The following is a 20,533-nucleotide window of genomic DNA, read 5'->3' as shown; positions in this document are numbered from 1 at the left end:
GCGTCGAAATTAAGCATTGTGAAAACGTTAAGCGGCGCTTATAACTTCAAATCAGCAAGTTTACTTTCGTCTAGCACAACGCGCTGGCGGTTACCTGCCTTTTTGGTCCATTTAATAAGCCGCATGCAACCTTGATCTATCTCAATGCCGGTGATGTCGCCATCGTCAAAACAACAACAGCCCGTATTAAAATAGGTATCAAGGTAGCCTTTAAAATCAGGCGATTTACCGTCTTGCAAATGCAGTCGGCCAATTTTCTCTTGTAACGGTATAGCTTCCTCGGCAGTGGCGCGGCTCAGCTTTTCATACATAGACTCCAACTCTGTCATAGATTTAAACACGGGCTGATGAGTGTGCCCGGTAATCAGTATGGTATCCTTGCGTTTCGAGCTCCACTCGTACATCAACCGGTTGTGGTCCGTTTTTAGCTGGTCGTTATAGGCCGGCGTATTGGGGTTAATGTGCAAATATGACTGCAATGGCCCCCAAACACCAGACACAAACCATTTGCTGAACCAATTTCCGTCGCTTTGCAGATCGCCCTGGTGTCCATGGGTTAAAAATATGCTGATGTCTTTACCCTTAACGGTAGTTTGCAGCACCGCACCCTCATAAACTTTTATCTGCTCGCCATAAATTTGTAATAAACTCACAATAGCCAATGGGTCGTTGTCCCAATACAGGTCGTGATTGCCAAAAATTTTGATGAAAGCCTTTCGGGCCAAAAATTTCTTCTCAGCTTCGAATGTGTTTTTGTTATGCCTTTTAATAGTCTGAAAAATGTTTCCCCAAAGCTCTTCGCTATCGCCCAGGTTAATGTAGGTGTAGCCCTCGTTATTATAATGCTCTAAAGCTGCCAGGTAATTATTTACAGATCTTCTGAATATGTCGCCGCCATCACGTGAGCCTTTGTGCTGATCTGACAGTAAAATAAACTTATCCTTATCCGCATTAAACGGAACAACCAAGCCGCGTTTGCCAGGCTGCGTAATAATGTCAATATACAGATCGGTAAGGGCCTTATCCACCCGCAGCCTATCCGGCCGCGACGACCATTTGTTAGCCAGCCGGATGACAGGTTTGGTAAGTAGACGTTGTAAAAAGCGGCGCATTAGAGCAATTAACACATAATTTTTGGTATTGTGTTATTGGCAATAAAATCTAACAACATCAATTTAATTTGCTAAAAATATTAGTAATTTTGATGCCATGGCACATCAGGAAAATCCGGATTTTTTTAAGGGGCGGGGAGCGCAGGTTAATACCGATAACAAGTTTTTAAAGCGCAAATATGTGCTGGACCATATTGAGGGATTAGATGAACCCCTGTTGGAAAACTCGGCCACGCAATTGTTCGAAGAATCGCCCAAAAAAATCGTCAGCCAGTCTAACAGTCCGGACCTGAGCAACATGTTTTCCATAAACCCGTACCAGGGATGCGAGCATGGTTGCATCTATTGCTACGCCCGTAACTCGCACGAATACTATGGCTTTAGTGCCGGGCTTGATTTTGAACGTAAGATCATTGTAAAACGTAACGCGCCCGAATTGTTGGAGCGCTATTTAAACCGGCGGAACTATCAGCCGGTAACTATCATGCTGTCAGGAAATACTGATTGTTATCAGCCGGTAGAACGGCGGTTAAAGATAACCCGGGGCATGCTCGAGATTTTTTTGAAGTACAAAAACCCGGTAAGTATCATAACCAAAAACAATGTGATTTTACGCGATATGGATATAATTGGCGAGTTGGCAAAGCTTAACCTTATCCATGTTAATATATCTATCACTTCACTAAATGAATCGATACGTCAAAAGCTTGAGCCGCGTACCGTTACTGCCACCGGCAGACTGGCAGTAATACAAAAGCTGTCAGATATAGGTGTACCTGTTAGGGTAATGGCTGCACCTATCATCCCGGGCCTAAACAGCAACGAGCTCCCTAATATTATAAAAGCGGCAGCCGACCGCGGGGCACTAGCTGCAGGCTTTACTATGGTGCGCTTAAACGGCAGTGTGGCCGAAATATTTACCGACTGGATACACAAGGCATATCCCGACCGTGCCGAGAAGGTTTTAAACATGATACGCAGTTGCCATGCAGGCAACCTTAATGACAGCGATTTTGGCCGCCGCATGAGCGGGGACGGGCCCATTGCCAAGTCAATCCATCAACTGTACCATATGGCCTGCGTTCGCTTTTTAGCTGGCCGCGAAATGCCTGAATATGATTATACCCTATTTACGCCTAAAGGAGGCAAGCAGACGAGTTTGTTTTGAGGGCCGACTTATGAATGCATAGATTCGCCTGCCGTCAAAACACCAAAATGCAGGGGGTTTATACCTGTTTACAAAACGCTTAACAACGTTTTTATAGAGGCACGTTTACTGTAATCTTTGTTGAAATGTACATAGGTAAGTTTTCCGTCTTTACCTATAACATAGGTTGCCGGTACAGGCAGCATGTGGTCTGTATTGCCGTTGTTGGCTTCCAGATCAATACCGTAGCCTTTGTACTTGTTAACCTGTGCCTGCTCCATCACGTAATTAACATCGTAAGCTTTCATGATGGCGTAGCCTTTGTCTGACACCATAGAAAACGATGCTTTGGTTTTGCCTACTGTTTTAGCAATGTTCTCATCCGTTTCGGGCGTTACACCAATTACATAGGCGCCTTTTGCAGTCAGTAGTTGTAATGAATCCTGCAGTTGCTGGATATGCTTATTGCAATACGGGCACCATTGGCCGCGGTAAAAGAAAAGCACTACAGACTTGTTTGATTTTAATAGTTTCTTCAGGTCAAGCTCTTTGCCTGTGTTGTCTTTTGCAACAAAAGCTGGAGCTTTGTCGCCGGCTTTAAGGCCTGCCTGTGCAAATAAAGCAGTCGCGCTTAAAGTAAATAGCGCTATCAGCAAAAATCTTTTCATAATGTTGGTTGTAGTTTTCATGTTGTGGGTTTGTCGTTTATGGCTTAGTCGCCGGCGTTGCTGTAACCTTACAGCGTTATCAATTTTTATTGAGCTCCTCTTCAATGCGGTTTTGCAGCTTATGTTTAAACCCTTCTTCTAAATGGAAGTTACTACTATTGCTTTTAAAAAGCTGCTGCACCATGATGTTGATTAGCCGGCTTTGCTTTTCAAAAACTCGACAAACGGAGCATCCATAAAGGTGGATCCGCAGCTCTGCTTTCTGGCGCAAGGTAAGGCCAGTGATCAGTTTTCTCTCGATTAAAAGTGTAGCGCCCTTACAGTTATATCTGATTTTTTTTAACGTTCCCATATCAAATCCAGTTTTTTTGAAGGCAGGCCCTCAGGTTAAGTTTAGCACGGTGAATGATGACCCAAAAATTCGAGTCGGATAATTTAAGTTCGGTACAAATTACATTGCTTGCCTGGTCTTCCATATGCTTCATGGTGAAAACAGCCAGCCAAAGCGCCGGCAATTTTTGCATGCATTGCTGTAGTACGCTGTTAAACTCTTTATCGTGCAAGGCATCCTGTTGCTCGGCAACAAACTCCCTGGGATAAGTGTCCTCCCGCCAATGCCCATCCTCGGCAAAAAAATCCTGTCGTACTTGTTCCTCCACTATATCCTCCGGCTTATTAAGGGCAGATGACTTTTTGCGATACACGTCTATGATCTTATTCTTAAGTATAGCAGTAAGCCAGGTACGTTCGGTGCTTTTGCCTTCAAATTTATCTGCCCGTTGCAGTGCCGCCAAAAAAACATCCTGCACCAGGTCGCGGGCCTGCTCTTCGTCGTTCACGCGACTTATAGCGTAAGCGTATAAATAGTCGGCATGGTTTTCAACCCATTTGTGCGGATTTAGTAGTGGGGTAGCTAACATTAAATTGCTGGTGTAATTTGTTTCTTTGTCGTACGTTGGGCCTAAACCTTACAGAAGAGGTAAGGTCAATTAAAATTATTAAATTTATTGTAAGGATAGCGATTCATATCCGACCAATCGTATATAAATCAATAACTTGCATTAAAATGAATAAGGTGAAGATGTTTTTGGCCGCTACAGGTGTAACGTTGGTGGCATTTGCTATTGTTGCCTTTGCTGCTGTAAAACAGGCATTCCCAGCCAAAGGATTTGTGGTAATTGAGCTTTACACCTCTGAGGGTTGCTCAAGCTGCCCGCCTGCAGACGCCCTTGTGGCTCAAATTCAAAAAGAATATAAAAGCCAACAAGTATACATTTTGGCTTTTCATGTAGATTACTGGAACCGTTTAGGTTGGCGCGATGTGTTTAGCGATGCTGCTTACAGCACCCGGCAATATGATTACGCTAAATACTTGAAACTACCACAAGTGTATACCCCCCAAATTGTAGTAAATGGCAAGAAAGAATTTGTTGGCTCGCAGGCTGGCACATTGCGTAATGCTATAAAAGCTACGCTACAACAGACACCATCAGCTCAAATAACCCTTACAGACGTTAAGCTTGATAACGACAAAGCAACTGTAAATTATCAGGCTAAAGACAATGGCAAAAACAGCGTTCTGTTATTAGCCCTTATTGAAAAAACAGCGGTTAGCAACGTTAAAGCCGGCGAGAATAAAGGGCGCAGTCTGGCCCACGTGCAAATTGTAAGGCAATTGCAAACTGTTATTTTAACCGATGGCGGCAGCGGGATTAAAGACATCACGCTGCCAACAGGTTTTACCCCAAAAAACTGGGAAGTGATTGGCCTGTTACAAAATACAAATACCGGAGAAGTTATTGGGGCTGCAAGATCGCCCTTAGTTTCCGAGTTTAGATAACCGATGAAACAGATCAAAGAAAAACATTCGTTAGCCATGCGGTGGTGCCATTGGGTAAACTTCCCCATACTCATTATCATGATATGGAGCGGCATGCTTATTTATTGGGCCAACGACGAATATAAGATCACGCTGTTGGGTCATACCTGTTTTAAGTTTTTCCCGGAAGGTTTTTATAAAACTTTTAACCTGGTGCATCGTTTGCCGGAGGGCATGGCATTTCACTTTCTGTTTATGTGGTTCTTTATCCTTAACGGTATCTTTTACGTAGGCTACACGCTGGTTTCGGGCGAATGGCGGGAGCTTGTCCCTCAAAAAAAATCATTTAAAGAAGCCTGGCTGGTTTTATTGCATGATTTGCATATCCGCAAAATGGCACCACCTCAAAAAAAATATAACGCCGCGCAACGCATCGCTTACACGGCTATTATTATCATGGGTATCGGGTCGGCCATTACGGGTATTGCCATTTACAAACCGGCGCAGTTTAATTATTTGGTGTGGTTATGTGGTGGCTATCATCTAACAAGAGTGCTGCACTTTGCGCTAACGTTGGGCTATGTATTCTTTTTTGTGATCCATATTGTACAAGTTACCCTCGCGGGATGGAAGAATTTCAGTTCGGCCGTTACCGGTTTCGAGGTGATAGACGATAACTCAAAGCCAACCATAAAAAAAGCCCATGACCAGGAAAAAAGTTAAGCAGCCGCTTACCATACAGCAAAAAATAAACCGGCGCACGTTTATTTCATTTGGGGTATTTGGCGCTTTGGCAACCGGCGCAGCACTGGGGTATAAATGGCTTTACAACGCGCCAACAGAAGGTAAAACTATAACAGGCGGTGCTCGGGTACCGCTGCGGCGCGCACTTAATAAAACCGAGTTGGCAATGCGCCGGCTTTTTTACAGCGAAAAGCATTTGGTTAAAACCTACCCAAAATCAATGGCTGCCAAAATAGTGCGGCAAAATAGCGATGTGGGTTTGGAAAGCGGCATTGACCTGCCCACCTGGAAACTGGAAATTTGCAAGAGCAACGGCCAGCAATTGCTTATCAGCATAGACGCGATAAAAGCCTTGCCCAAAACCGAGATAGTTTTTGATTTTAAATGCGTGGAGGGTTGGGACCAGATACAATACTGGGGCGGGTTGCGATTTGTTGATTTTGTAAAACATTTTAATCTTGATCGGGAGGCCAAACTACAATACGTAGGTATGGAAACACCCGATAAGAAATACTTTGTAGGCCTTGATATGGATAGCGCCATGCACCCCCAAACCATATTGGCTTATGAGATGAATGGCAAGCCTATACCTGTAAACCATGGCGCGCCGTTAAGGCTAATCATCCCGGTTAAGTATGGGGTTAAAAACTTAAAGCGAATAGGCAGCATTACCTTTGCCAGCAGCCGCCCCCGCGATTATTGGGCCGAGAAAGGGTACGATTATTATCTAGGATTATAGTTACTTAGCCAACAAGCCATCAATAGTTGCTGATAGGTCTTTTGATGATGGCATTGGCGCCGTCATGTTTAGCATTTTAAGATCTTTGTCTATCAACAAGGCCCTTGGTATTTCGGTAACATTGTAAGCTTTTAGCTTAACCCTGTTTATTTGCCACTGGTAGCCATTTGCTTTGCGGCTGCTTACATTCTTTTTCCATTTAGCCAAGTCGTTATCATCATCAATAGATAGCGATACAAAAATTACGTTTGGATTATCGGCATATTTCTTTTTAACCAGTTCAAGAGCTGGCATTTCCTGCAGGCAGGGTATACACCAGGTGGCCCAAATATCCACGTAAATAATTTTACCTTTCAAATCGGCCAGGTTAACTTTTTTACCATCCATATCTATCGCCGCAAAGTCCACAGCCGTGTCGCCCTTGCCAAATTTTAGCAGGCTTTGCGCATATGTTTTTAATGCAGCTTTATATCGAGGATCGTTAATATCGTCGGCCTGGCTTGCATACGCTGCTAACTTTGCTTTGTCGTTTTCGCGTTTCATCTTATCAACCAGTGCCGATGCTTTATACCATTCTTTGATTTTTACCACATCAGCATTTTCCGCTTCGTCTTTCACCATCTCTTCGGCAATGTCGCGGTACACCGCCAGTTTCATAAATGAGGCGTCAACAAAGTTCTGCTGGTATTTACGCTTTTCTTGTTTTGCCACGGCATTAAACATTTGGCCATAAATACCAGGCGCGTAGCTTAATTCCTGCTTATACTTTGCATAAATGCCAACATAATTGAAACTGTTGATCACGTCTGCTTTTATACGCGCTTCTTCCAACCGCTTAAACTCAGGCGTTACATTCTTCACCGCTGCTAACTGATTTGATCTGTAGCTACCTATTTGAGTGATCTTGTCCAACGTTTCTTTAACCTCATATTGTATAATAGCACCGCCATTAACGTACGATCCCATTTTAGGGAGGGGCGTTTCTGCCAGGTATCTGTTAGCCTCCTGACCGGTGCCGTTAAAGATGGCTTTTTTACTGTCGTTATAGTCTATAAATACCTCCATCTTATCACCCGGCGACAGGTATAAAATATTGCGGCCCACGCGGAAATAGTTAGGCGCAGCAAGGTTAAAAGTGATGGCAAACTTACCGCCACTTTCAGGTATGATAACCCGTTCATTGGTTGGCACTTCCAGGTACTGAAAATCAGACATATCAGAAACTGTTACCTGGTTTCCAAAATTTATAAGTTTGCCTGTTAGGGTAACCGTATTTTGCGCGCTGGCTAGGTTCAGCTGCAGCAAAATGGCAATACAACAGATCAGTTTAGTTTTCATTGCAATTAGACTTAAAGGTTTGGTTTATAAATAGGTATGATCAAATATAATACATAAGAATTTTTAAAAACCGGCGATGACTAGGCTGATTTCAATTTCTGACCTATTGGTCTGTGTCCGTTACTGTTGTTGTGGTAACACATTTCATTTTAAATTCATTATCTATAGTTAATATTAGCATATTGCAATGAGATGCCTGTTGTAAATTTTCCGTTAAGAAAACAGCTGGCTTATACCTGCGGGATGATAGGCTGGAGCATGATGACAAATACCATCATTGTGATGCTACCGTACTTTTATTTGCCACCTTCAAACTCAGGGCTCATTCCGTTTGTGCCACAATTGTTGGTATTTGGCTTATTTAATATCCTGTCACTTATAGCTGCCTCGGGCAGATTTGTTGATGCTATATACGACCCAATCATTGCTTCATTAAGCGATAAAAGTACGCACCCTCAAGGCCGCCGTATTCCATTTATGAAACTGGCCATTATACCGGCTGTGCTCTTTTTTTGCCTTACTTTTTATCCCCTGGTAAGGGGCGAGAGTATGTACAATGCTATTTGGCTAACCGTAAATATGGTCTGCTTTTTTATGGGGGCAACAACTTACATTATACCTTACAATGCCTTGCTGCCAGAACTTGCAGGCACTGCAGCCGCAAAGGTTAAACTGTCTTCATTTCAGCAGGTTGGGTTTATCATAGGCATCATTTTTTCGGCCCTTATTAACAATTTTGCTGATGTGGTACAGCAAAACTTTGGTGTTACCGAGCGCACCTGGGCTGTGCAATACACCATTTGGGGCATGAGCATTTTAGCAGGTTTATTTATGTTGATCCCAGCCGTATTTATTAACGAGAAAAAATACTCCAGTGGCAAACCATCGCACCTGCCATTGTTGCCGGCCATACGTAAAACGTTCAGCAATCGTAATTTTAAGTATTACCTGGTGTCAGATTTTTCGTACTATATGGCGCTAAGCATTATATCAAGCGGACTGTTGTATTTTGTTACGGTGCTGCTGCATTTGCCCGAATCAAAGGGAGGGGTATTGATGGGTACAATGGTGCTGTTCTCACTGGTGTTTTATCCCCTGATCAACTACCTGTCCCGGAAGATTGGCAAGAAGCCAATTGTAATGTTTTCTTTCGGGCTATTGAGTTTAATATTTGTAGCGATATTTTTCTTAGGTAAGTTACCGCTGTCTGCAAATACCCAGGTTTATATCCTGGTTTTAACTGCGGCTTTTCCATTGGCATCATTAGGGATATTACCTAACGCTATACTGGCAGAAATTGCGCAACGTGACGCAGACGAAACGGGCGAAAATCATGAAGGAATGTTTTTTGCGGTTAAATACCTGTTTGTAAAACTGGGTCAAACCATGGGTATTGCCCTCTTCGCTTTTTTAACCGTTTATGGCAAAGACCCCGGCAATGACTACGGCCTGCGCTTAAATGGAATATGCGGTTGTGTCCTTTGCTTATTAGCACTGTTAATATTCAGCAGGTTTAAAGAGGTTAGGACAAAGTAATTATTATTGCCGCACGTATTTAAAAAGACGTATTATTCGGCTTCGAGTAAACTAACTGCATGGTATTTATATTACGCATAGCAAAAGCGGCTTCGCAATAGCACAGGTAATAGTTCCATTTGCGGATAAAAACATCATCAAAACCAAGGGACCTAACTTCCGTCAGGTTAGCGTTAAACTGATCATACCATAGCTTGAGCGTCTTGGCATAATCAGTGCCAATATCTTTCAGGTCTATCATCGTCATATCCCCGGTGCGATTTACAGCGCCGTTTATGGCAGCTACCGACGGCAATAGCGAGCCGGGGAAAATATGCTTCTGGATCCAATCTACCCCCTTACGCAGGCTATCATAGCGCGAGTCCGGCGATGTGATCACCTGTAAAGCCAGCAAGCCGTTTACTTTCAGCAAGTCATGGCACTTTTTAAAGTAAACATCAAGGTATTTATGACCAACGGCTTCGAGCATCTCTACCGATACGATCTTATCATACTGCCCTTGTAAAGTGCGGTAATCGCGCAGCTCAATGCTCACACGGTCGCTCAGTCCTTCAGCTTCCACCCGTTCAACAGCAAGTTTATGTTGTTCTGCCGATATGGTAAGCGATGTTACCCTGCAACCATATGTTTTAGCCATGTAAATGGCATTACCACCCCAGCCGCTACCAATCTCTAACACATGGTCGGTAGCTTTTAGGTGTAGCTGGCGGCAAAGCCTTTCGTACTTTGCCAGTTGCGCATCTTGTAAAGACAAGCCGTCTTTATAAAAGTAGGCACTGCTATAAGTCATTGTGGGGTCTAGAAAGCTGGCGAAGAAATCGTTGTTCAGATCATAATGTTCTGCAATGTTTTTCCGCGATCCATCTACAGTATTTTCACGGTTGAAATGATACACTTTGTTAAACCATTTAAACAAATTAAGGCTTAAGGTTTGGGTTTTGCTACCCGATACCCCCGGAGCCTTATCAATATTAAGCAACACCCACTTAATTACATCCGTGATATTGTTGGTATCCCAAAGGCCATCGGTATAAGCTTCGCCAAAGCCAATATCACCAAACAGAATGATACGTTTATAAAATTCATCGCTATTGATATTAATGTTGGCCGATATGCCACCTTCGCCTGTCCCTATGGTAATTTGGTAGCCGTCGGTAAGGGTAAGGCATAACGATCCTTTATCCATTTTCGACAGGTACTTTAATACCAAGTCTTGATACAAATTATTTGATTTGACGAGGGAAAGTGTATTAAGCATCTTCTATAATATTCGGTTATGAAACACTTACGGAAAATATAGGACGTTAGGTTTTCAGGGAGCTGTGACCTAGGGGCGATAAGGCCTTAAAACGTCTTGCTGCAAATCTTGATTGGCATCCTTATTATGATAGGGAATCTTTTTAAGCCAGAGCTTTAAAGCCTGCCAATGTATCAACCCAATCACCTTCAGTGTTATAAGCGGAAAGCTAATGAAATATAGAAGCAGGTTGGCATCATTTAAGGTTTTTCGTTTACCACTCAGAGTGCTAACAAAAAAACGCTGACCATCTTTATCGTAATCATCAATCCTTACCTGCAGATTTTCGCCAGGAATTTGAAGGTTGAAGTCGAAATTGGTGTCCATCGCAATAAATGGCGATACATAAAAATACTTGGCAGTATTCAGTTTAAATTCATGGCCGTGCCGGGTGCTGGCCCCCAAAAAATAGGGTTTCATTTCTCTAAATGTATTGCAGACCTCTACTATGGAGCATACTACATTGTCCTGCTCATCATAACAGTAATAAAATGACACGGGATTAAACTGATAACCAAGCGTACATAAGTTGGTAAGCACCATGATGCGCCCATTGCCAATATCAACACTATTTTGGTGCAGATAATCTGTTATATGCTGACGAATGTTTTTAGACGTGTCGGGGTTTTCTTTGGGTAGTTGCAGATGGTCTTTATCCCTAAAATTAAACAGGTTGAACCGGTTTCGGCTCATCAGGCGCAGCTTTTTAGACAAGGTGTCTATCTCATCCAGATCAAGATAAAACATAAAGACATCGTAATTGAAACGGTGCACCTTTGGCGAAAACCGATGGTGCATTACGGTAGCCTTATATAAACAGGAGTTAATCATCTGGATTTATTACCATGTACGGAGATTTAATGTACAAAGATCTTTGGGCGAAATACTTCTGTTTAAAAAGATATAAGGGATCAGGAGTTTTGAAAATCGTTGAAATCATTAAAAGAGAATGAACCGTCGTCTTCCTGCATACGGCCGGCATCAAAAGCAAGCCCTTCTAAATTGGCTATCATTTTTGCTATAGCGTCGGTAGAAGCGTTTATCTCCTTTTCTACATCCTCTGTGTCATCATTAGCAAAGGCTACTACAATTTTCTCCTTTAAAAGATCTAATGATTCTTTGACGATTTCTTTAATATCGGTTTGCTCCATAGCCATAGCATTTTAATACCCGAAGGTACGAATTTTAACTATTTACCCACCATCACCCGCTCGCCCCAGGTAAGCACCCAGCTTTTGGCCGGGTCTAAATCTTTTATCTTGTTGTAGGTAAACTGGTAGCTCCAGCGCCATTTATTTACGGCGTGGCCAAGTTCCATTACGTGGTCATAAATAGTAACATCCGGCTTTACGCGGGCTACCGATTTAAACACATCAATATCATTTTGTACGTGTAAAATGAACAGGTTAATGTGACGGCTGGGGTTAAGCTTGTCAAGCAGCCGGGCATCGCCAATATGATAAATAGTGTAGTTTTTTGTTGATGGTCCGCAGTTTATTTGCGCAACAATTACCGGCACATTGCGATAAATCACGCCCAAATCTTTATCTAAAAAAATTACCCCGGCATAACTATGTGCCATTAGCTTCCGGAAGCGCGCGTCGTAATCTGTAGTTGATTGCGCGGCAGCAGAGGCTATTTTATCATGTCTTCGCATCGTTCCTTAGAGTAAGTCAGTAATAGCGTTATCTAAAGGTTTTAAATTAAAAAGCAAGATGGTCGCTGCTATTTTCGCTGTTAGAAAAAATATTAACCGGGCAAATATTTCAGTCGGTTGGTAAAACGGTTGAGTATCTTAGGTTTAGTTATTGTTAATAACATAAATCATCATTAAATGTTTAAAAAACCAACATTGCTATTTAGAATAGTTAAAAACAATATTTGGATTTGTTCTAAATAACGCGCATTTTTGTGCCACAGATGCAAATAACTAAGCTAGCGCCAACACTTACTACAGAGGTTTTTAAAACCACCCGTGGTGCCGTTTATCAAAACGATGCAGAAAAATGCTGGTATGTTGACTTTGCAGGTAATTCCGCTCGTTTTGACTACCGCAACCTGCTAAAACTGCGCAAGGCTATTTACAAAATAGATATTGAGCAGCGTCTGCTCGACAGTACACAATCGCCGGATGTGGAGATCGTTTTTATTTGTGCCAGTGCCCATTGCTATGTTTTAAATTTGATGGAAGTTATAGCTATGAAAGAGCTTTTACAAGGCACTTTTGTAATGCTTGAACTTAACCAGATCATTTACGACAGGTTACACCGCCTACCTGCCTGATTTAGACTCATTTCATATTAGACATATTTTAGCTATTAACAAACCTTAGCACTAGTTTTGATATACAATAAATCAATTATTGTAATTAATCAAGATTATCATGAGAGATCTGGTTAGGGTAAAAACCCTTATTTCTGAAAATATCGAAGTGCTGCTTAACAGGCAGATCAAAATGGAAGCATTTTCTTCGTCAGTATATTTATCAATGGCATCGTGGTGTAACCGTAACGGTTATGATTACTCGGCCGACTACTTTTTTAAACAAGCCGAAGAAGAAAGACAGCATCAGCTTAAATTCTTTAAGTATGTTTTAGATATGGGCGGCAACGCGGTATCCCCGGATGCAAACGGCATAAAACAAGAGTTTATAGGTTTTAGAGAAGTTTTTGAAGAAGCGCTGGAACAAGAGATCAATGTAACGCAATCAATCAAAAATATTTACGCGTCTTGCCTAAAAGAGCAAGACTTTGTGACGATGGAATTTTTAAACTGGTTCTTGAAAGAGCAACGCGAAGAAGAATACAAAGCACGTCGCGCGCTTGAATTGTTTGACGTTATTGGCGAAGAAGGTATCGGAAGATGGCAAATTGACAAACACGTTAAAGATATCAAATACGACGCTGAAGCGTAGTCAACGCCGCCCACCAAGATAGCTTATAAAAGCAAGGCCCTACTTTACAGTAGGGCCTTTGCTTTTATATGATTTTTAGCGATTAAAGCGGATTAATGATTTCAGAAAGTACCTTTAATAAGTCCTTTTGTTTATACTCCTTTAGCCAGATATTACCCGGTTGTATAGCGCAAACGGGAGCATAATCACACCTGTCTGTACATTCCGTACGTATCAGTTCAACGTCGTTTTTCCCGGGCTGATATTTTAAAAAAGATTTGGCCGCCTTGTAAGCATCTTTACCACCACGTTTGCTGCACTTGCTGCCGGTGCACATATAAACGGCGTTATCGGGTATGGTAAATTTGCTCATCTTGCCTTCTTCATCTAGTAAAGTATTCCTTAATCGCCTCTATACGTTTTGCGTACCTGTTTTAACAGCCTAATTTTTAATATAATAAATATAACACCACAAAAAACGGCTCCCAATATGTACGAGTAATGGTTAGTTGTAAAACCATTATAAGCCAACACGCCACATAAAATAATGCACAGGTTATAAAAGGTACTTAAGGCTATGTTTTTACCCATCGCTTAGTAAACTTGAATATCCGGATCAATCTCTGCAGCCCAGGCTAAAATACCACCCTGCAGGTTTGAAAGGTTACCGTAACCCAATTGCTCTAACTGCATAATGGCTGCCGCACTGCGTTTGCCACTGCGGCACATTACCACTACCGGTTTGTCTTTGCTAATTTTATCAGCCTCAATTAAAATGCCACCCAGTGGTATAAGCTGGCCGCCAATGTTTGACGTTTCGTATTCAAAGTCCTCCCTAACGTCAATTAGCTGAAAGTCTTCGCCGCTGTCTAATTTTTCTTTAAGTTCCTGTACGGTTATTTCTTGCATGGTTGTAAAAGTTATTTAACAAATCAAATGTAGTTTTTATGGATAAATAATTACGTCGTAATTTTGTAACAATAAATGCCTAAGTGCGTTTCATATATGTTTTAGTAAACAACACTCTTAAATGGATAAAGTTACCCGGTTTTTTTGGTTTTGCTCGGGCGCGCATATTGATACCCTAAAAAAGTATCCTATTGAACATAATAAATATGTGGGCATTGGGGCCACTATATTTTTTACCGCGTTGTTCGCCGCCCTATCAGGCGGATATGCCATGTACTTTGTATTTAACGGCGATGCTTACGCTGTAGTATTTGCCCTATTGTTTGGTTTGCTATGGGGTACCGCTATTTTTAATATGGATAGGTACATCGTATCCAGCATTGACAAGGAAGGCACCACCATGCAGCAGGTCATACAGGCATCGCCCCGTATTTTGCTGGCTATAATGATTGGCATTGTTATATCTCGCCCCCTGGAGTTAAAAATCTTTGATAAAGAAATTCGCCAGAAATTAAAAACCGCTTACCTGAAAGGGCAGCACAGCAAAATCGACACCCTGCAAAAAACTTATAACGAGAAGTATACGGCCGAGCTTGCAAATACAGTCGCTTTAAAACAAGAAAAAGACTCGCTGGAAAAGGATATCAACCGGTCTCGCACCCAGCTTAACGAAGAAGTTTTTGGCGAAAAAAACAGTCAGACGTCCGGCGTGGTAGGCTATGGTACTTACGCCAAGCAAAAACAAACCGTATTGCAAGAAAAGCAGGATCGCCTTAAACTGGTGACGGACAAGGCCGAGAAAATGGACCAATACCTTAGCAAACGCAAAGATTTTGAGGGGGTTAACGATGTAAAGATGTTTAGCCAAAAGCAACTGGACAGCCTTGCAAGCGTAGCTGGTTTTGCCGACCGTAATTGGGCGCTCGGCCAACTAACATATAATGAGAATGGCACCCGCGATCTGGATACCTACCTGGCCATATCATTTATTGGCTACCTGTTTATACTGTTTGAGTGCCTGCCGGTATTTGTTAAGTTAATGTCGCCAAAAGGGCCTTATGATGTGGCTATAGCTAAAACACAGGAGGCTAACGTTTACTATGCTGATAAAGACAAACAACGCGACATGTCTGTTATAGACGGTATTTATGACGAGCACCTTGACGAGGATATTAAACGAAGGCGGCGCACGCTGGCCAATCGCGGAGATAACGACCGGGATAAGCATCGCTATGATTAAGCCTAATATGCCTCAGCGGGCTTTGTTCAGGCCATTTTGTTAATCCTATCAATTAGTTGTAATTTGAGCACAATTAATTGATATCATGAAAAACATTATACTAAGCGTTGCGGCTGCTTTTTTATTTTCAATTTCTGCTATGGGGCAAGCTAAGCAACCCCCTTCAAGACCGCTATTTTATTCAATATCATTTCCAAACGCCGTACATCACGAAGCTGAGGTTATGATTTCTATTTCGAAAGCGCCTACCGGACCCCTGCGTTTTCGTATGAGCCGCTCGTCGCCAGGCAGGTACGCGACACATGAGTTTGGTAAAAACGTTTATAATGTCAAAGCCATTAACGTTGATGGCAAACCGTTAACCGTTACACAAATAGAGGGCGATGTATATGAAATTCCTTTTCATACCTCAACTTTTAAAGTTAGTTATACCCTGTTTGCTAACTGGACCGACGGCACCTACGCCGGCATAGACCCCAGCCATGCACACCTCAACATGCCGGCTACCTTTATGTGGCTTGAGGGAGCAGAAAGCCGCCCTGTTATGTTTGAGTTTAATGATTTAGAGAAATATGGCTGGAAAGTTATTACCCAACTTAAACACGAAAATGCCAATGTTTACAGCGCCCCCGATTTTCAATATATGATGGACAGCCCTACAGAGCTTTCGGCATCAAAAACAGCAAGTTGGGAAGTGGCTAACACCGATGGCAAAAAGCAGCGTATCAATGTATCTGTCCATTCTAATGATGACCAATCGGTGGTGAATAGCTTTGGTACAATGGTGCAAAAAGTGGTGCAGGAACATAAGGCTGTCTTTGGTGACCTACCAATCTTTGACTATGGCGAGTACACTTTTATAAATGATGTATACCCAACCAACTCGGGCGATGGCATGGAGCATCGCAACTCAACCATTATAGTTGACGGCATAGATAAAATAGCCGGTAATGAGCTCGACGTTTTAGGCACTTTCTCGCACGAGTTCTTTCATGCCTGGAATGTGGAGCGTATCCGGCCAAAATCATTAGAGCCTTTCAATTTCGCGCACGCCAACATGAGCAATGAGCTTTGGTTTGCCGAGGGCTTTACCCAATACTATGGCGAGTTGATATTAAAACGTTCAAATTTCCATACGCTGGACAGGTACCAAGGCACTATTGCTTACCTGGTAAGTTCGGTACTAACCATCCCCGGGGCTTCAAAATACCCCGCTACCGAAATGAGCCGTAAGGCGGTATTCGTTGACGCCGGTGTATCGGTCGACGCGGTTAATTACGCTAATAACTTTTTGACCTATTATAATTATGGCGCCGCAATTGCGCTGGCACTTGATCTGCGCCTGCGTAGCGATTTTAACGCAACACTGGACGATTATATGCGTGCGATGTGGCAAGCCCACGGCAAGGCCATGAAACCATATACCCTTAAAGACCTGCAAAATGTGCTGGGTAAGTTGACCAATCCAAAATTTGCGACTGAGTTTTTTGAGAAATATGTGAACGGAATTGAGAAAAGCGACTACGCCTCTTTATTAGAAAAAGCTGGTTTTGTGTTGCGTAAAGCAGCCCCTGGTAAACCGTGGATTGGAATGTCAACTCAGGTGATACGTAACCGTTCGGGCTTGGTAGGCACCGTTGGCGATAAGGGCTTTCCTGTTGTCACCAGTACCATTATTGGCTCGCCGGTTTATAAGGCTGGTATCGATGCCGGCGATATGATCATCAAAGCTGATGGTACAGATGTAATCGACGGGGTGTCATTCACCAATATCATTAACACAAAAAAACCGGGCGACCAGATCACCCTAATTTATACTAACCGCACCGGGACACATACAACTAAGCTTACCGTTGAAGAAAGCCCTGCGTTTGAAGTGGTAAGCGCAGAAAAAGCCGGCAAAGCATTAACCGCCGAACAAATAACATTTAGAAACAACTGGCTATCATCAAAAGTTAAGTAAACCAATGAAAAGAATTATAACCGCTATTGCTTTAGTAGCAACCGCCACCTGCGGCTTTGCGCAGGATGTGGACCGCCTGATACAACGAGACGACGTAGAGCGTATTATTAAAACCCTATCGGCCGATGACATGCAGGGCCGCGGCACATTTACCCCTGGCATTGAAAAAGCCGCGAAGTTTATAGACAATGAGTTTAATACCATCGGCCTAAAACCATTGGTGGGTAGCACCGGCTTTAAGCAATCTTTCAGTATGGTTAAAACCAGCGGTGTAGCGCGCGAGGTGGTTATCAACGGTGCAAGCATGGCCGATGACCAGGTGGCTGTAATAGCCAACACACCATTCAATTGGAGTCGTTTAAGTGATACTGAAATAGCTATGGTATCGGCAGATGCTGACTTGCAAACTGAGTATAGAAAATTTGCTACTGCAGGAAAAAAACAGTTGGTAATTGTTGACCCCAAACATGCTGCATTCTTTGCGCGATTAAAATCATTCGCTAAAGGCGGCAGGCCTGCATTTAAAGACGCGGAGGTAAAGCCGCAAGCGCCGGTTGTATATGTTTTGCTGAAAACTGATGCAGTAAAATCGCTTAGCATCGCCTATGAAACTAAAACTGAGGAGATGTCGTTAAGCAACGTCGCTGGCATGTTACCCGGCAAAAGCAAGGCTAATGAATATGTGGTCTTCTCGGGGCATTATGACCACTTAGGCATCATCAACTCCATGGATGGTGACAGTATTGCTAATGGCGCGGATGACGATGCTACAGGCACTACCGCTGTAATAGCTTTGGCCAGGTATTTTAAGCGTTTAAACAATAACGAGCGCACCTTAATATTTGTAGCCTTTACAGCAGAAGAGATAGGTGGCTACGGATCGCAGTACTTCTCAAAAAATTTAAGCGCCGATCAAACCGTAGCCATGTTTAATATTGAGATGATTGGTAAGGCATCCAAATTTGGACAAAACTCTGCTTTTATTACCGGCTTTGAACGGTCCGACTTCGGTGCCATCCTCCAAAAAAATCTGGAGGGTACGGCCTTTAAATTTCACCCTGATCCCTATCCGGAGCAGCAACTTTTTTACCGTAGTGACAACGCTACGCTGGCCCGTTTAGGTGTGCCGGCTCACTCTATATCTACAGATCAAATAGATACGGATAAACTATATCACTCTGTGAAGGATGAGTTTAGCAGCCTTGATGTTTCAAACATAGTTGCTACCATAAAAGCGATTGCGTTAAGCTCAAGAGGAATCGTGTCGGGTAAAGATACGCCTACCAGGGTGGCCAAACTAGAGCGATAAAACCTTGTTATTAAGATAGGGGGTGTGTACGTGCATGGACGTACACACCCCTATCTTAATGTTTGAGTTGCTGGAGTGGAGCAAATGCGTGGCTGTTGCCGCCAAGGCCCCTTATGTTAGTTAAACTATGAGCAGACGGCCACAAAAGCAGAACAAACAACCTTAACCCGTTTATTCGTGTGCACCGCTATCTGTAAGTATGTGGTCTTTCAGCAAGGCCTCGCGATCTGTCTTTGGGGTTTTGTGCGGCTTTTTCAAATAATCCTGATGATGGTCTTCCTCTGCCTCTCCGTTTTGTTGTGCGCCGCCACCAAATATTTTGTCGTGGAGGCGAGACAAGGTGCCCCCAAGTTCCTGGCGCACTGAAGCGCCTTTTTCTGTTACAAACAAACAAGTTATTGCCGCAGCAGCTACAGATCCTATAATGATACCGGCAATCAGCGCGTTATTTTTTTCTTTTACAAATGGATTTTTCATGAGATAGCTTTTTTTATTTAACGCACATTGAGTGCTTTAGTTCTAATTAATCGGCAATAATTATCTACTTAACTATTAACGGATGAACGCTTGTTATTATCCGCTTTAAACACGCCCTCTTTGTAATCAATCAAATATTGCCCATAGTTTTGTTTAACCTTATCGGCATATTTTAAGGCATAATTTATCAAATGTTCCTGCCAACCCTTGTCATTACCAAAAGCAGTTAAGTCGTCAATGTTAGCAGATCCTTGCATGCCACCACTGCGCAGCTGTGCCGATGCCGTAATAGCGGCCATGTCGTCTATCACCTGGTAAATTTTGCGATAATGGCTTTTGAGCAACTTAAATTTTATGGTGTCTTTAACGGGTTGCAACTCTTGTATCACGTAAGCTTGTTCCCTGAACGTTGTGGAGCTCAGCAATGCGGCCGATACGTTTTGCAGACGATGCTGGACTGCAATGATCCGTTCGGCCTCGGTAGGCCAGCTAAGCTGTTGCACCGTGGTATAGGGCAATACAGACGATGCGCGGCTTTGCTTCATATCAACAAACAGATACTTATTTTTAGTATTGGTACTTTTTAATAAAAACAGGTACCGCTTTAAGCCCAGGCTGCCGGTGCCGGCCAATCTGTAAACAATGCTTTTAACTTTGTAATTATAAGGGCCATCGCTACTGTTAATAATCCAGTCGTTGATATGTGCCTTTAGTTCTTGCTTTAACTTTTTGTCTACCTTAAAATGCCGCTCATCCTCAAGCGATAGAATGATCTTGTCCTTTTTATTTACAGTGCGCTTTTTCATAATATCGCCGTAAGTGCGTTTCTCAACTGCGTTTAAAAAACCGCATACAACCCCCTTTGCCGTGCGCGGATCAAGGCTGATGGCTTTAGCGTTGGCCAGGGTGGCCGAATATGTCTTTAAATACAACTGCGCCATCCGCATAGCCTTGTTGTGGCCTATTTTAAAACAGTCGAACGCGATAAAAATACTGGTGAGCATGCGCATAAGTTCATAACTGGCCGGGGCCAATAGGCCTTCATCAAAATCATTCAGGTCAAAATATACAAGCTTATTATCGCCTTTGTAGCTCCCGAAGTTTTCCAGGTGCAGGTCGCCGCATATCCAGGCCAATGGGGTAAGCGGTACACCTTCCGCAGTAGCTAGATCCTCATAAAACAAATGGCAAGTTCCCCTATAAAACCTAAAGGCGTTTTGAGCCATAGCGGCATATTTTAACTGCACCATATCAGGCAACAGGGGTTCATTAAAGGCTTTTATACGGTTACTAAGGTTTGACATATATTTTAAATGGACTATTATAATCTCTCTCAACCAAA

24 protein-coding genes are annotated in these 20,533 nt (G+C 42.8%); 10 read left to right on the top strand and 14 right to left on the bottom strand.

Going from position 1 to position 20,533, the window contains the following annotated elements:
• Positions 1-38: 38 nt before the first annotated feature.
• Positions 39-1,127 carry a metallophosphoesterase gene (locus ACFSYC_RS02880; protein ID WP_377123326.1) on the bottom strand — a complete coding sequence of 363 codons (1,089 nt, stop codon included), beginning with the start codon at positions 1,125-1,127 and terminating at the stop codon, positions 39-41.
• Positions 1,128-1,209: 82 nt separating this feature from the next.
• On the opposite strand from ACFSYC_RS02880, the gene ACFSYC_RS02875 reads away from it, so the two are divergent.
• On the top strand, positions 1,210-2,280 hold the full coding sequence (locus ACFSYC_RS02875; RefSeq protein ID WP_377123324.1) for a PA0069 family radical SAM protein: 1,071 nt from the start codon (positions 1,210-1,212) through the stop codon (positions 2,278-2,280).
• Between the two features lie 68 nt (positions 2,281-2,348).
• On the opposite strand, the gene ACFSYC_RS02870 is transcribed toward ACFSYC_RS02875, so the two are convergent.
• The 3 genes from ACFSYC_RS02870 to ACFSYC_RS02860 all read right to left on the bottom strand — a co-directional run bounded on the left by ACFSYC_RS02870 (position 2,349) and on the right by ACFSYC_RS02860 (position 3,847).
• A complete protein-coding gene (locus ACFSYC_RS02870; protein ID WP_377123322.1) occupies positions 2,349-2,927 on the bottom strand; it encodes a peroxiredoxin family protein in 579 nt (192 codons plus the stop codon).
• A 79-nt stretch (positions 2,928-3,006) separates the two neighbouring features.
• On the bottom strand, positions 3,007-3,279 hold the full coding sequence (locus ACFSYC_RS02865) for a hypothetical protein (protein WP_377123320.1): 273 nt from the start codon (positions 3,277-3,279) through the stop codon (positions 3,007-3,009).
• Between the two features lies 1 nt (position 3,280).
• Positions 3,281-3,847, bottom strand: a complete 567-nt coding sequence (locus ACFSYC_RS02860) for a sigma-70 family RNA polymerase sigma factor (protein WP_377123318.1) — start codon at positions 3,845-3,847, stop codon at positions 3,281-3,283.
• Between the two features lie 146 nt (positions 3,848-3,993).
• Between ACFSYC_RS02860 and ACFSYC_RS02855 the strand changes: the two genes are divergently transcribed.
• Genes ACFSYC_RS02855 through ACFSYC_RS02845 form a run of 3 tightly spaced genes read left to right on the top strand, consistent with a single transcriptional unit; the run spans position 3,994 to position 6,229 of the window.
• Positions 3,994-4,767, top strand: coding sequence for a DUF1223 domain-containing protein (locus ACFSYC_RS02855; protein WP_377123316.1), 774 nt, complete (start codon positions 3,994-3,996; stop codon positions 4,765-4,767).
• Positions 4,768-4,770: 3 nt separating this feature from the next.
• A complete protein-coding gene (locus ACFSYC_RS02850; protein WP_377123314.1) occupies positions 4,771-5,469 on the top strand; it encodes a cytochrome b/b6 domain-containing protein in 699 nt (232 codons plus the stop codon).
• A complete protein-coding gene (locus ACFSYC_RS02845) occupies positions 5,450-6,229 on the top strand; it encodes a molybdopterin-dependent oxidoreductase (protein ID WP_377123312.1) in 780 nt (259 codons plus the stop codon). The genes ACFSYC_RS02850 and ACFSYC_RS02845 overlap by 20 nt, the downstream gene beginning before the upstream one ends.
• Here ACFSYC_RS02845 and ACFSYC_RS02840 read toward each other — a convergent pair whose 3' ends face one another.
• On the bottom strand, positions 6,230-7,567 hold the full coding sequence (locus tag ACFSYC_RS02840; RefSeq protein ID WP_377123310.1) for a TlpA family protein disulfide reductase: 1,338 nt from the start codon (positions 7,565-7,567) through the stop codon (positions 6,230-6,232).
• Positions 7,568-7,759: 192 nt separating this feature from the next.
• Between ACFSYC_RS02840 and ACFSYC_RS02835 the strand changes: the two genes are divergently transcribed.
• Positions 7,760-9,103, top strand: coding sequence for an MFS transporter (locus tag ACFSYC_RS02835; RefSeq protein WP_377123308.1), 1,344 nt, complete (start codon positions 7,760-7,762; stop codon positions 9,101-9,103).
• A gap of 19 nt (positions 9,104-9,122) precedes the next feature.
• On the opposite strand, the gene ACFSYC_RS02830 is transcribed toward ACFSYC_RS02835, so the two are convergent.
• The 4 genes from ACFSYC_RS02830 to ACFSYC_RS02815 all read right to left on the bottom strand — a co-directional run bounded on the left by ACFSYC_RS02830 (position 9,123) and on the right by ACFSYC_RS02815 (position 12,057).
• Entirely contained in the window at positions 9,123-10,361 is a 1,239-nt protein-coding gene (locus tag ACFSYC_RS02830; RefSeq protein ID WP_377123306.1) for a class I SAM-dependent methyltransferase, read from the bottom strand.
• Between the two features lie 69 nt (positions 10,362-10,430).
• Entirely contained in the window at positions 10,431-11,231 is an 801-nt protein-coding gene (locus ACFSYC_RS02825; protein ID WP_377123304.1) for a DUF1365 domain-containing protein, read from the bottom strand.
• 80 nt (positions 11,232-11,311) lie between these two features.
• Positions 11,312-11,551, bottom strand: coding sequence for a hypothetical protein (locus tag ACFSYC_RS02820; RefSeq protein ID WP_377123302.1), 240 nt, complete (start codon positions 11,549-11,551; stop codon positions 11,312-11,314).
• Between the two features lie 38 nt (positions 11,552-11,589).
• Positions 11,590-12,057: a hypothetical protein gene (locus ACFSYC_RS02815; RefSeq protein ID WP_377123300.1), complete on the bottom strand. Its 468-nt coding sequence runs from the start codon at positions 12,055-12,057 to the stop codon at positions 11,590-11,592.
• Between the two features lie 263 nt (positions 12,058-12,320).
• Between ACFSYC_RS02815 and ACFSYC_RS02810 the strand changes: the two genes are divergently transcribed.
• Complete coding sequence (locus ACFSYC_RS02810) at positions 12,321-12,683, top strand: hypothetical protein (protein ID WP_377123298.1); 363 nt, start codon at positions 12,321-12,323, stop codon at positions 12,681-12,683.
• A 100-nt stretch (positions 12,684-12,783) separates the two neighbouring features.
• Positions 12,784-13,314, top strand: a complete 531-nt coding sequence (locus tag ACFSYC_RS02805) for a ferritin (protein ID WP_377123296.1) — start codon at positions 12,784-12,786, stop codon at positions 13,312-13,314.
• Between the two features lie 82 nt (positions 13,315-13,396).
• On the opposite strand, the gene ACFSYC_RS02800 is transcribed toward ACFSYC_RS02805, so the two are convergent.
• Genes ACFSYC_RS02800 through ACFSYC_RS02790 form a run of 3 tightly spaced genes read right to left on the bottom strand, consistent with a single transcriptional unit; the run spans position 13,397 to position 14,202 of the window.
• Positions 13,397-13,666 (bottom strand): (2Fe-2S) ferredoxin domain-containing protein, encoded by a 270-nt coding sequence (locus ACFSYC_RS02800; protein WP_377123294.1) that lies wholly within the window; start codon positions 13,664-13,666, stop codon positions 13,397-13,399.
• A 29-nt stretch (positions 13,667-13,695) separates the two neighbouring features.
• A complete protein-coding gene (locus ACFSYC_RS02795) occupies positions 13,696-13,884 on the bottom strand; it encodes a DUF6358 family protein (RefSeq protein WP_377123292.1) in 189 nt (62 codons plus the stop codon).
• 3 nt (positions 13,885-13,887) lie between these two features.
• The gene (locus ACFSYC_RS02790; RefSeq protein ID WP_377123290.1) at positions 13,888-14,202 is read right to left on the bottom strand and encodes a rhodanese-like domain-containing protein; all 315 of its coding nucleotides are present in this window, start codon (positions 14,200-14,202) and stop codon (positions 13,888-13,890) included.
• A gap of 121 nt (positions 14,203-14,323) precedes the next feature.
• Between ACFSYC_RS02790 and ACFSYC_RS02785 the strand changes: the two genes are divergently transcribed.
• From ACFSYC_RS02785 to ACFSYC_RS02775, 3 genes are all read left to right on the top strand, one after another.
• Complete coding sequence (locus tag ACFSYC_RS02785; protein WP_377123288.1) at positions 14,324-15,442, top strand: DUF4407 domain-containing protein; 1,119 nt, start codon at positions 14,324-14,326, stop codon at positions 15,440-15,442.
• An 85-nt stretch (positions 15,443-15,527) separates the two neighbouring features.
• Entirely contained in the window at positions 15,528-17,405 is a 1,878-nt protein-coding gene (locus ACFSYC_RS02780) for a M61 family metallopeptidase (protein ID WP_377123286.1), read from the top strand.
• Positions 17,406-17,409: 4 nt separating this feature from the next.
• Positions 17,410-18,714 carry a M20/M25/M40 family metallo-hydrolase gene (locus tag ACFSYC_RS02775; protein WP_377123284.1) on the top strand — a complete coding sequence of 435 codons (1,305 nt, stop codon included), beginning with the start codon at positions 17,410-17,412 and terminating at the stop codon, positions 18,712-18,714.
• A 171-nt stretch (positions 18,715-18,885) separates the two neighbouring features.
• Here the strand turns inward: ACFSYC_RS02775 and ACFSYC_RS02770 are convergent, their stop codons facing one another.
• Together ACFSYC_RS02770 and ACFSYC_RS02765 are read right to left on the bottom strand one after the other, a co-directional pair.
• On the bottom strand, positions 18,886-19,191 hold the full coding sequence (locus tag ACFSYC_RS02770; protein WP_377123282.1) for a YtxH domain-containing protein: 306 nt from the start codon (positions 19,189-19,191) through the stop codon (positions 18,886-18,888).
• A gap of 68 nt (positions 19,192-19,259) precedes the next feature.
• Entirely contained in the window at positions 19,260-20,495 is a 1,236-nt protein-coding gene (locus ACFSYC_RS02765; protein WP_377123280.1) for a DUF2252 domain-containing protein, read from the bottom strand.
• Between the last annotated feature and the right edge of the window lie 38 nt (positions 20,496-20,533).

The sequence above is a fragment of the Mucilaginibacter antarcticus genome (assembly GCF_042686155.1).
GTDB lineage: Bacteria > Bacteroidota > Bacteroidia > Sphingobacteriales > Sphingobacteriaceae > Mucilaginibacter > Mucilaginibacter antarcticus.
This window is presented reverse-complemented; position numbering and strand designations above follow the sequence as displayed.

Coding starts and splice junctions, on each gene's coding strand:
- ACFSYC_RS02825 (WP_377123304.1), bottom strand. CDS start 11,231: ATGATTAACTCCTGTTTATATAAGGCTACCGTAATGCACCATCGGTTT.
- ACFSYC_RS02830 (WP_377123306.1), bottom strand. CDS start 10,361: ATGCTTAATACACTTTCCCTCGTCAAATCAAATAATTTGTATCAAGAC.
- ACFSYC_RS02850 (WP_377123314.1), top strand. CDS start 4,771: ATGAAACAGATCAAAGAAAAACATTCGTTAGCCATGCGGTGGTGCCAT.
- ACFSYC_RS02795 (WP_377123292.1), bottom strand. CDS start 13,884: ATGGGTAAAAACATAGCCTTAAGTACCTTTTATAACCTGTGCATTATT.
- ACFSYC_RS02780 (WP_377123286.1), top strand. CDS start 15,528: ATGAAAAACATTATACTAAGCGTTGCGGCTGCTTTTTTATTTTCAATT.
- ACFSYC_RS02875 (WP_377123324.1), top strand. CDS start 1,210: ATGGCACATCAGGAAAATCCGGATTTTTTTAAGGGGCGGGGAGCGCAG.
- ACFSYC_RS02770 (WP_377123282.1), bottom strand. CDS start 19,191: ATGAAAAATCCATTTGTAAAAGAAAAAAATAACGCGCTGATTGCCGGT.
- ACFSYC_RS02820 (WP_377123302.1), bottom strand. CDS start 11,551: ATGGAGCAAACCGATATTAAAGAAATCGTCAAAGAATCATTAGATCTT.
- ACFSYC_RS02865 (WP_377123320.1), bottom strand. CDS start 3,279: ATGGGAACGTTAAAAAAAATCAGATATAACTGTAAGGGCGCTACACTT.
- ACFSYC_RS02840 (WP_377123310.1), bottom strand. CDS start 7,567: ATGAAAACTAAACTGATCTGTTGTATTGCCATTTTGCTGCAGCTGAAC.
- ACFSYC_RS02860 (WP_377123318.1), bottom strand. CDS start 3,847: ATGTTAGCTACCCCACTACTAAATCCGCACAAATGGGTTGAAAACCAT.
- ACFSYC_RS02855 (WP_377123316.1), top strand. CDS start 3,994: ATGAATAAGGTGAAGATGTTTTTGGCCGCTACAGGTGTAACGTTGGTG.
- ACFSYC_RS02805 (WP_377123296.1), top strand. CDS start 12,784: ATGAGAGATCTGGTTAGGGTAAAAACCCTTATTTCTGAAAATATCGAA.
- ACFSYC_RS02845 (WP_377123312.1), top strand. CDS start 5,450: ATGACCAGGAAAAAAGTTAAGCAGCCGCTTACCATACAGCAAAAAATA.
- ACFSYC_RS02810 (WP_377123298.1), top strand. CDS start 12,321: ATGCAAATAACTAAGCTAGCGCCAACACTTACTACAGAGGTTTTTAAA.
- ACFSYC_RS02800 (WP_377123294.1), bottom strand. CDS start 13,666: ATGAGCAAATTTACCATACCCGATAACGCCGTTTATATGTGCACCGGC.
- ACFSYC_RS02815 (WP_377123300.1), bottom strand. CDS start 12,057: ATGCGAAGACATGATAAAATAGCCTCTGCTGCCGCGCAATCAACTACA.
- ACFSYC_RS02835 (WP_377123308.1), top strand. CDS start 7,760: ATGCCTGTTGTAAATTTTCCGTTAAGAAAACAGCTGGCTTATACCTGC.
- ACFSYC_RS02775 (WP_377123284.1), top strand. CDS start 17,410: ATGAAAAGAATTATAACCGCTATTGCTTTAGTAGCAACCGCCACCTGC.
- ACFSYC_RS02765 (WP_377123280.1), bottom strand. CDS start 20,495: ATGTCAAACCTTAGTAACCGTATAAAAGCCTTTAATGAACCCCTGTTG.
- ACFSYC_RS02790 (WP_377123290.1), bottom strand. CDS start 14,202: ATGCAAGAAATAACCGTACAGGAACTTAAAGAAAAATTAGACAGCGGC.
- ACFSYC_RS02785 (WP_377123288.1), top strand. CDS start 14,324: ATGGATAAAGTTACCCGGTTTTTTTGGTTTTGCTCGGGCGCGCATATT.
- ACFSYC_RS02870 (WP_377123322.1), bottom strand. CDS start 2,927: ATGAAAAGATTTTTGCTGATAGCGCTATTTACTTTAAGCGCGACTGCT.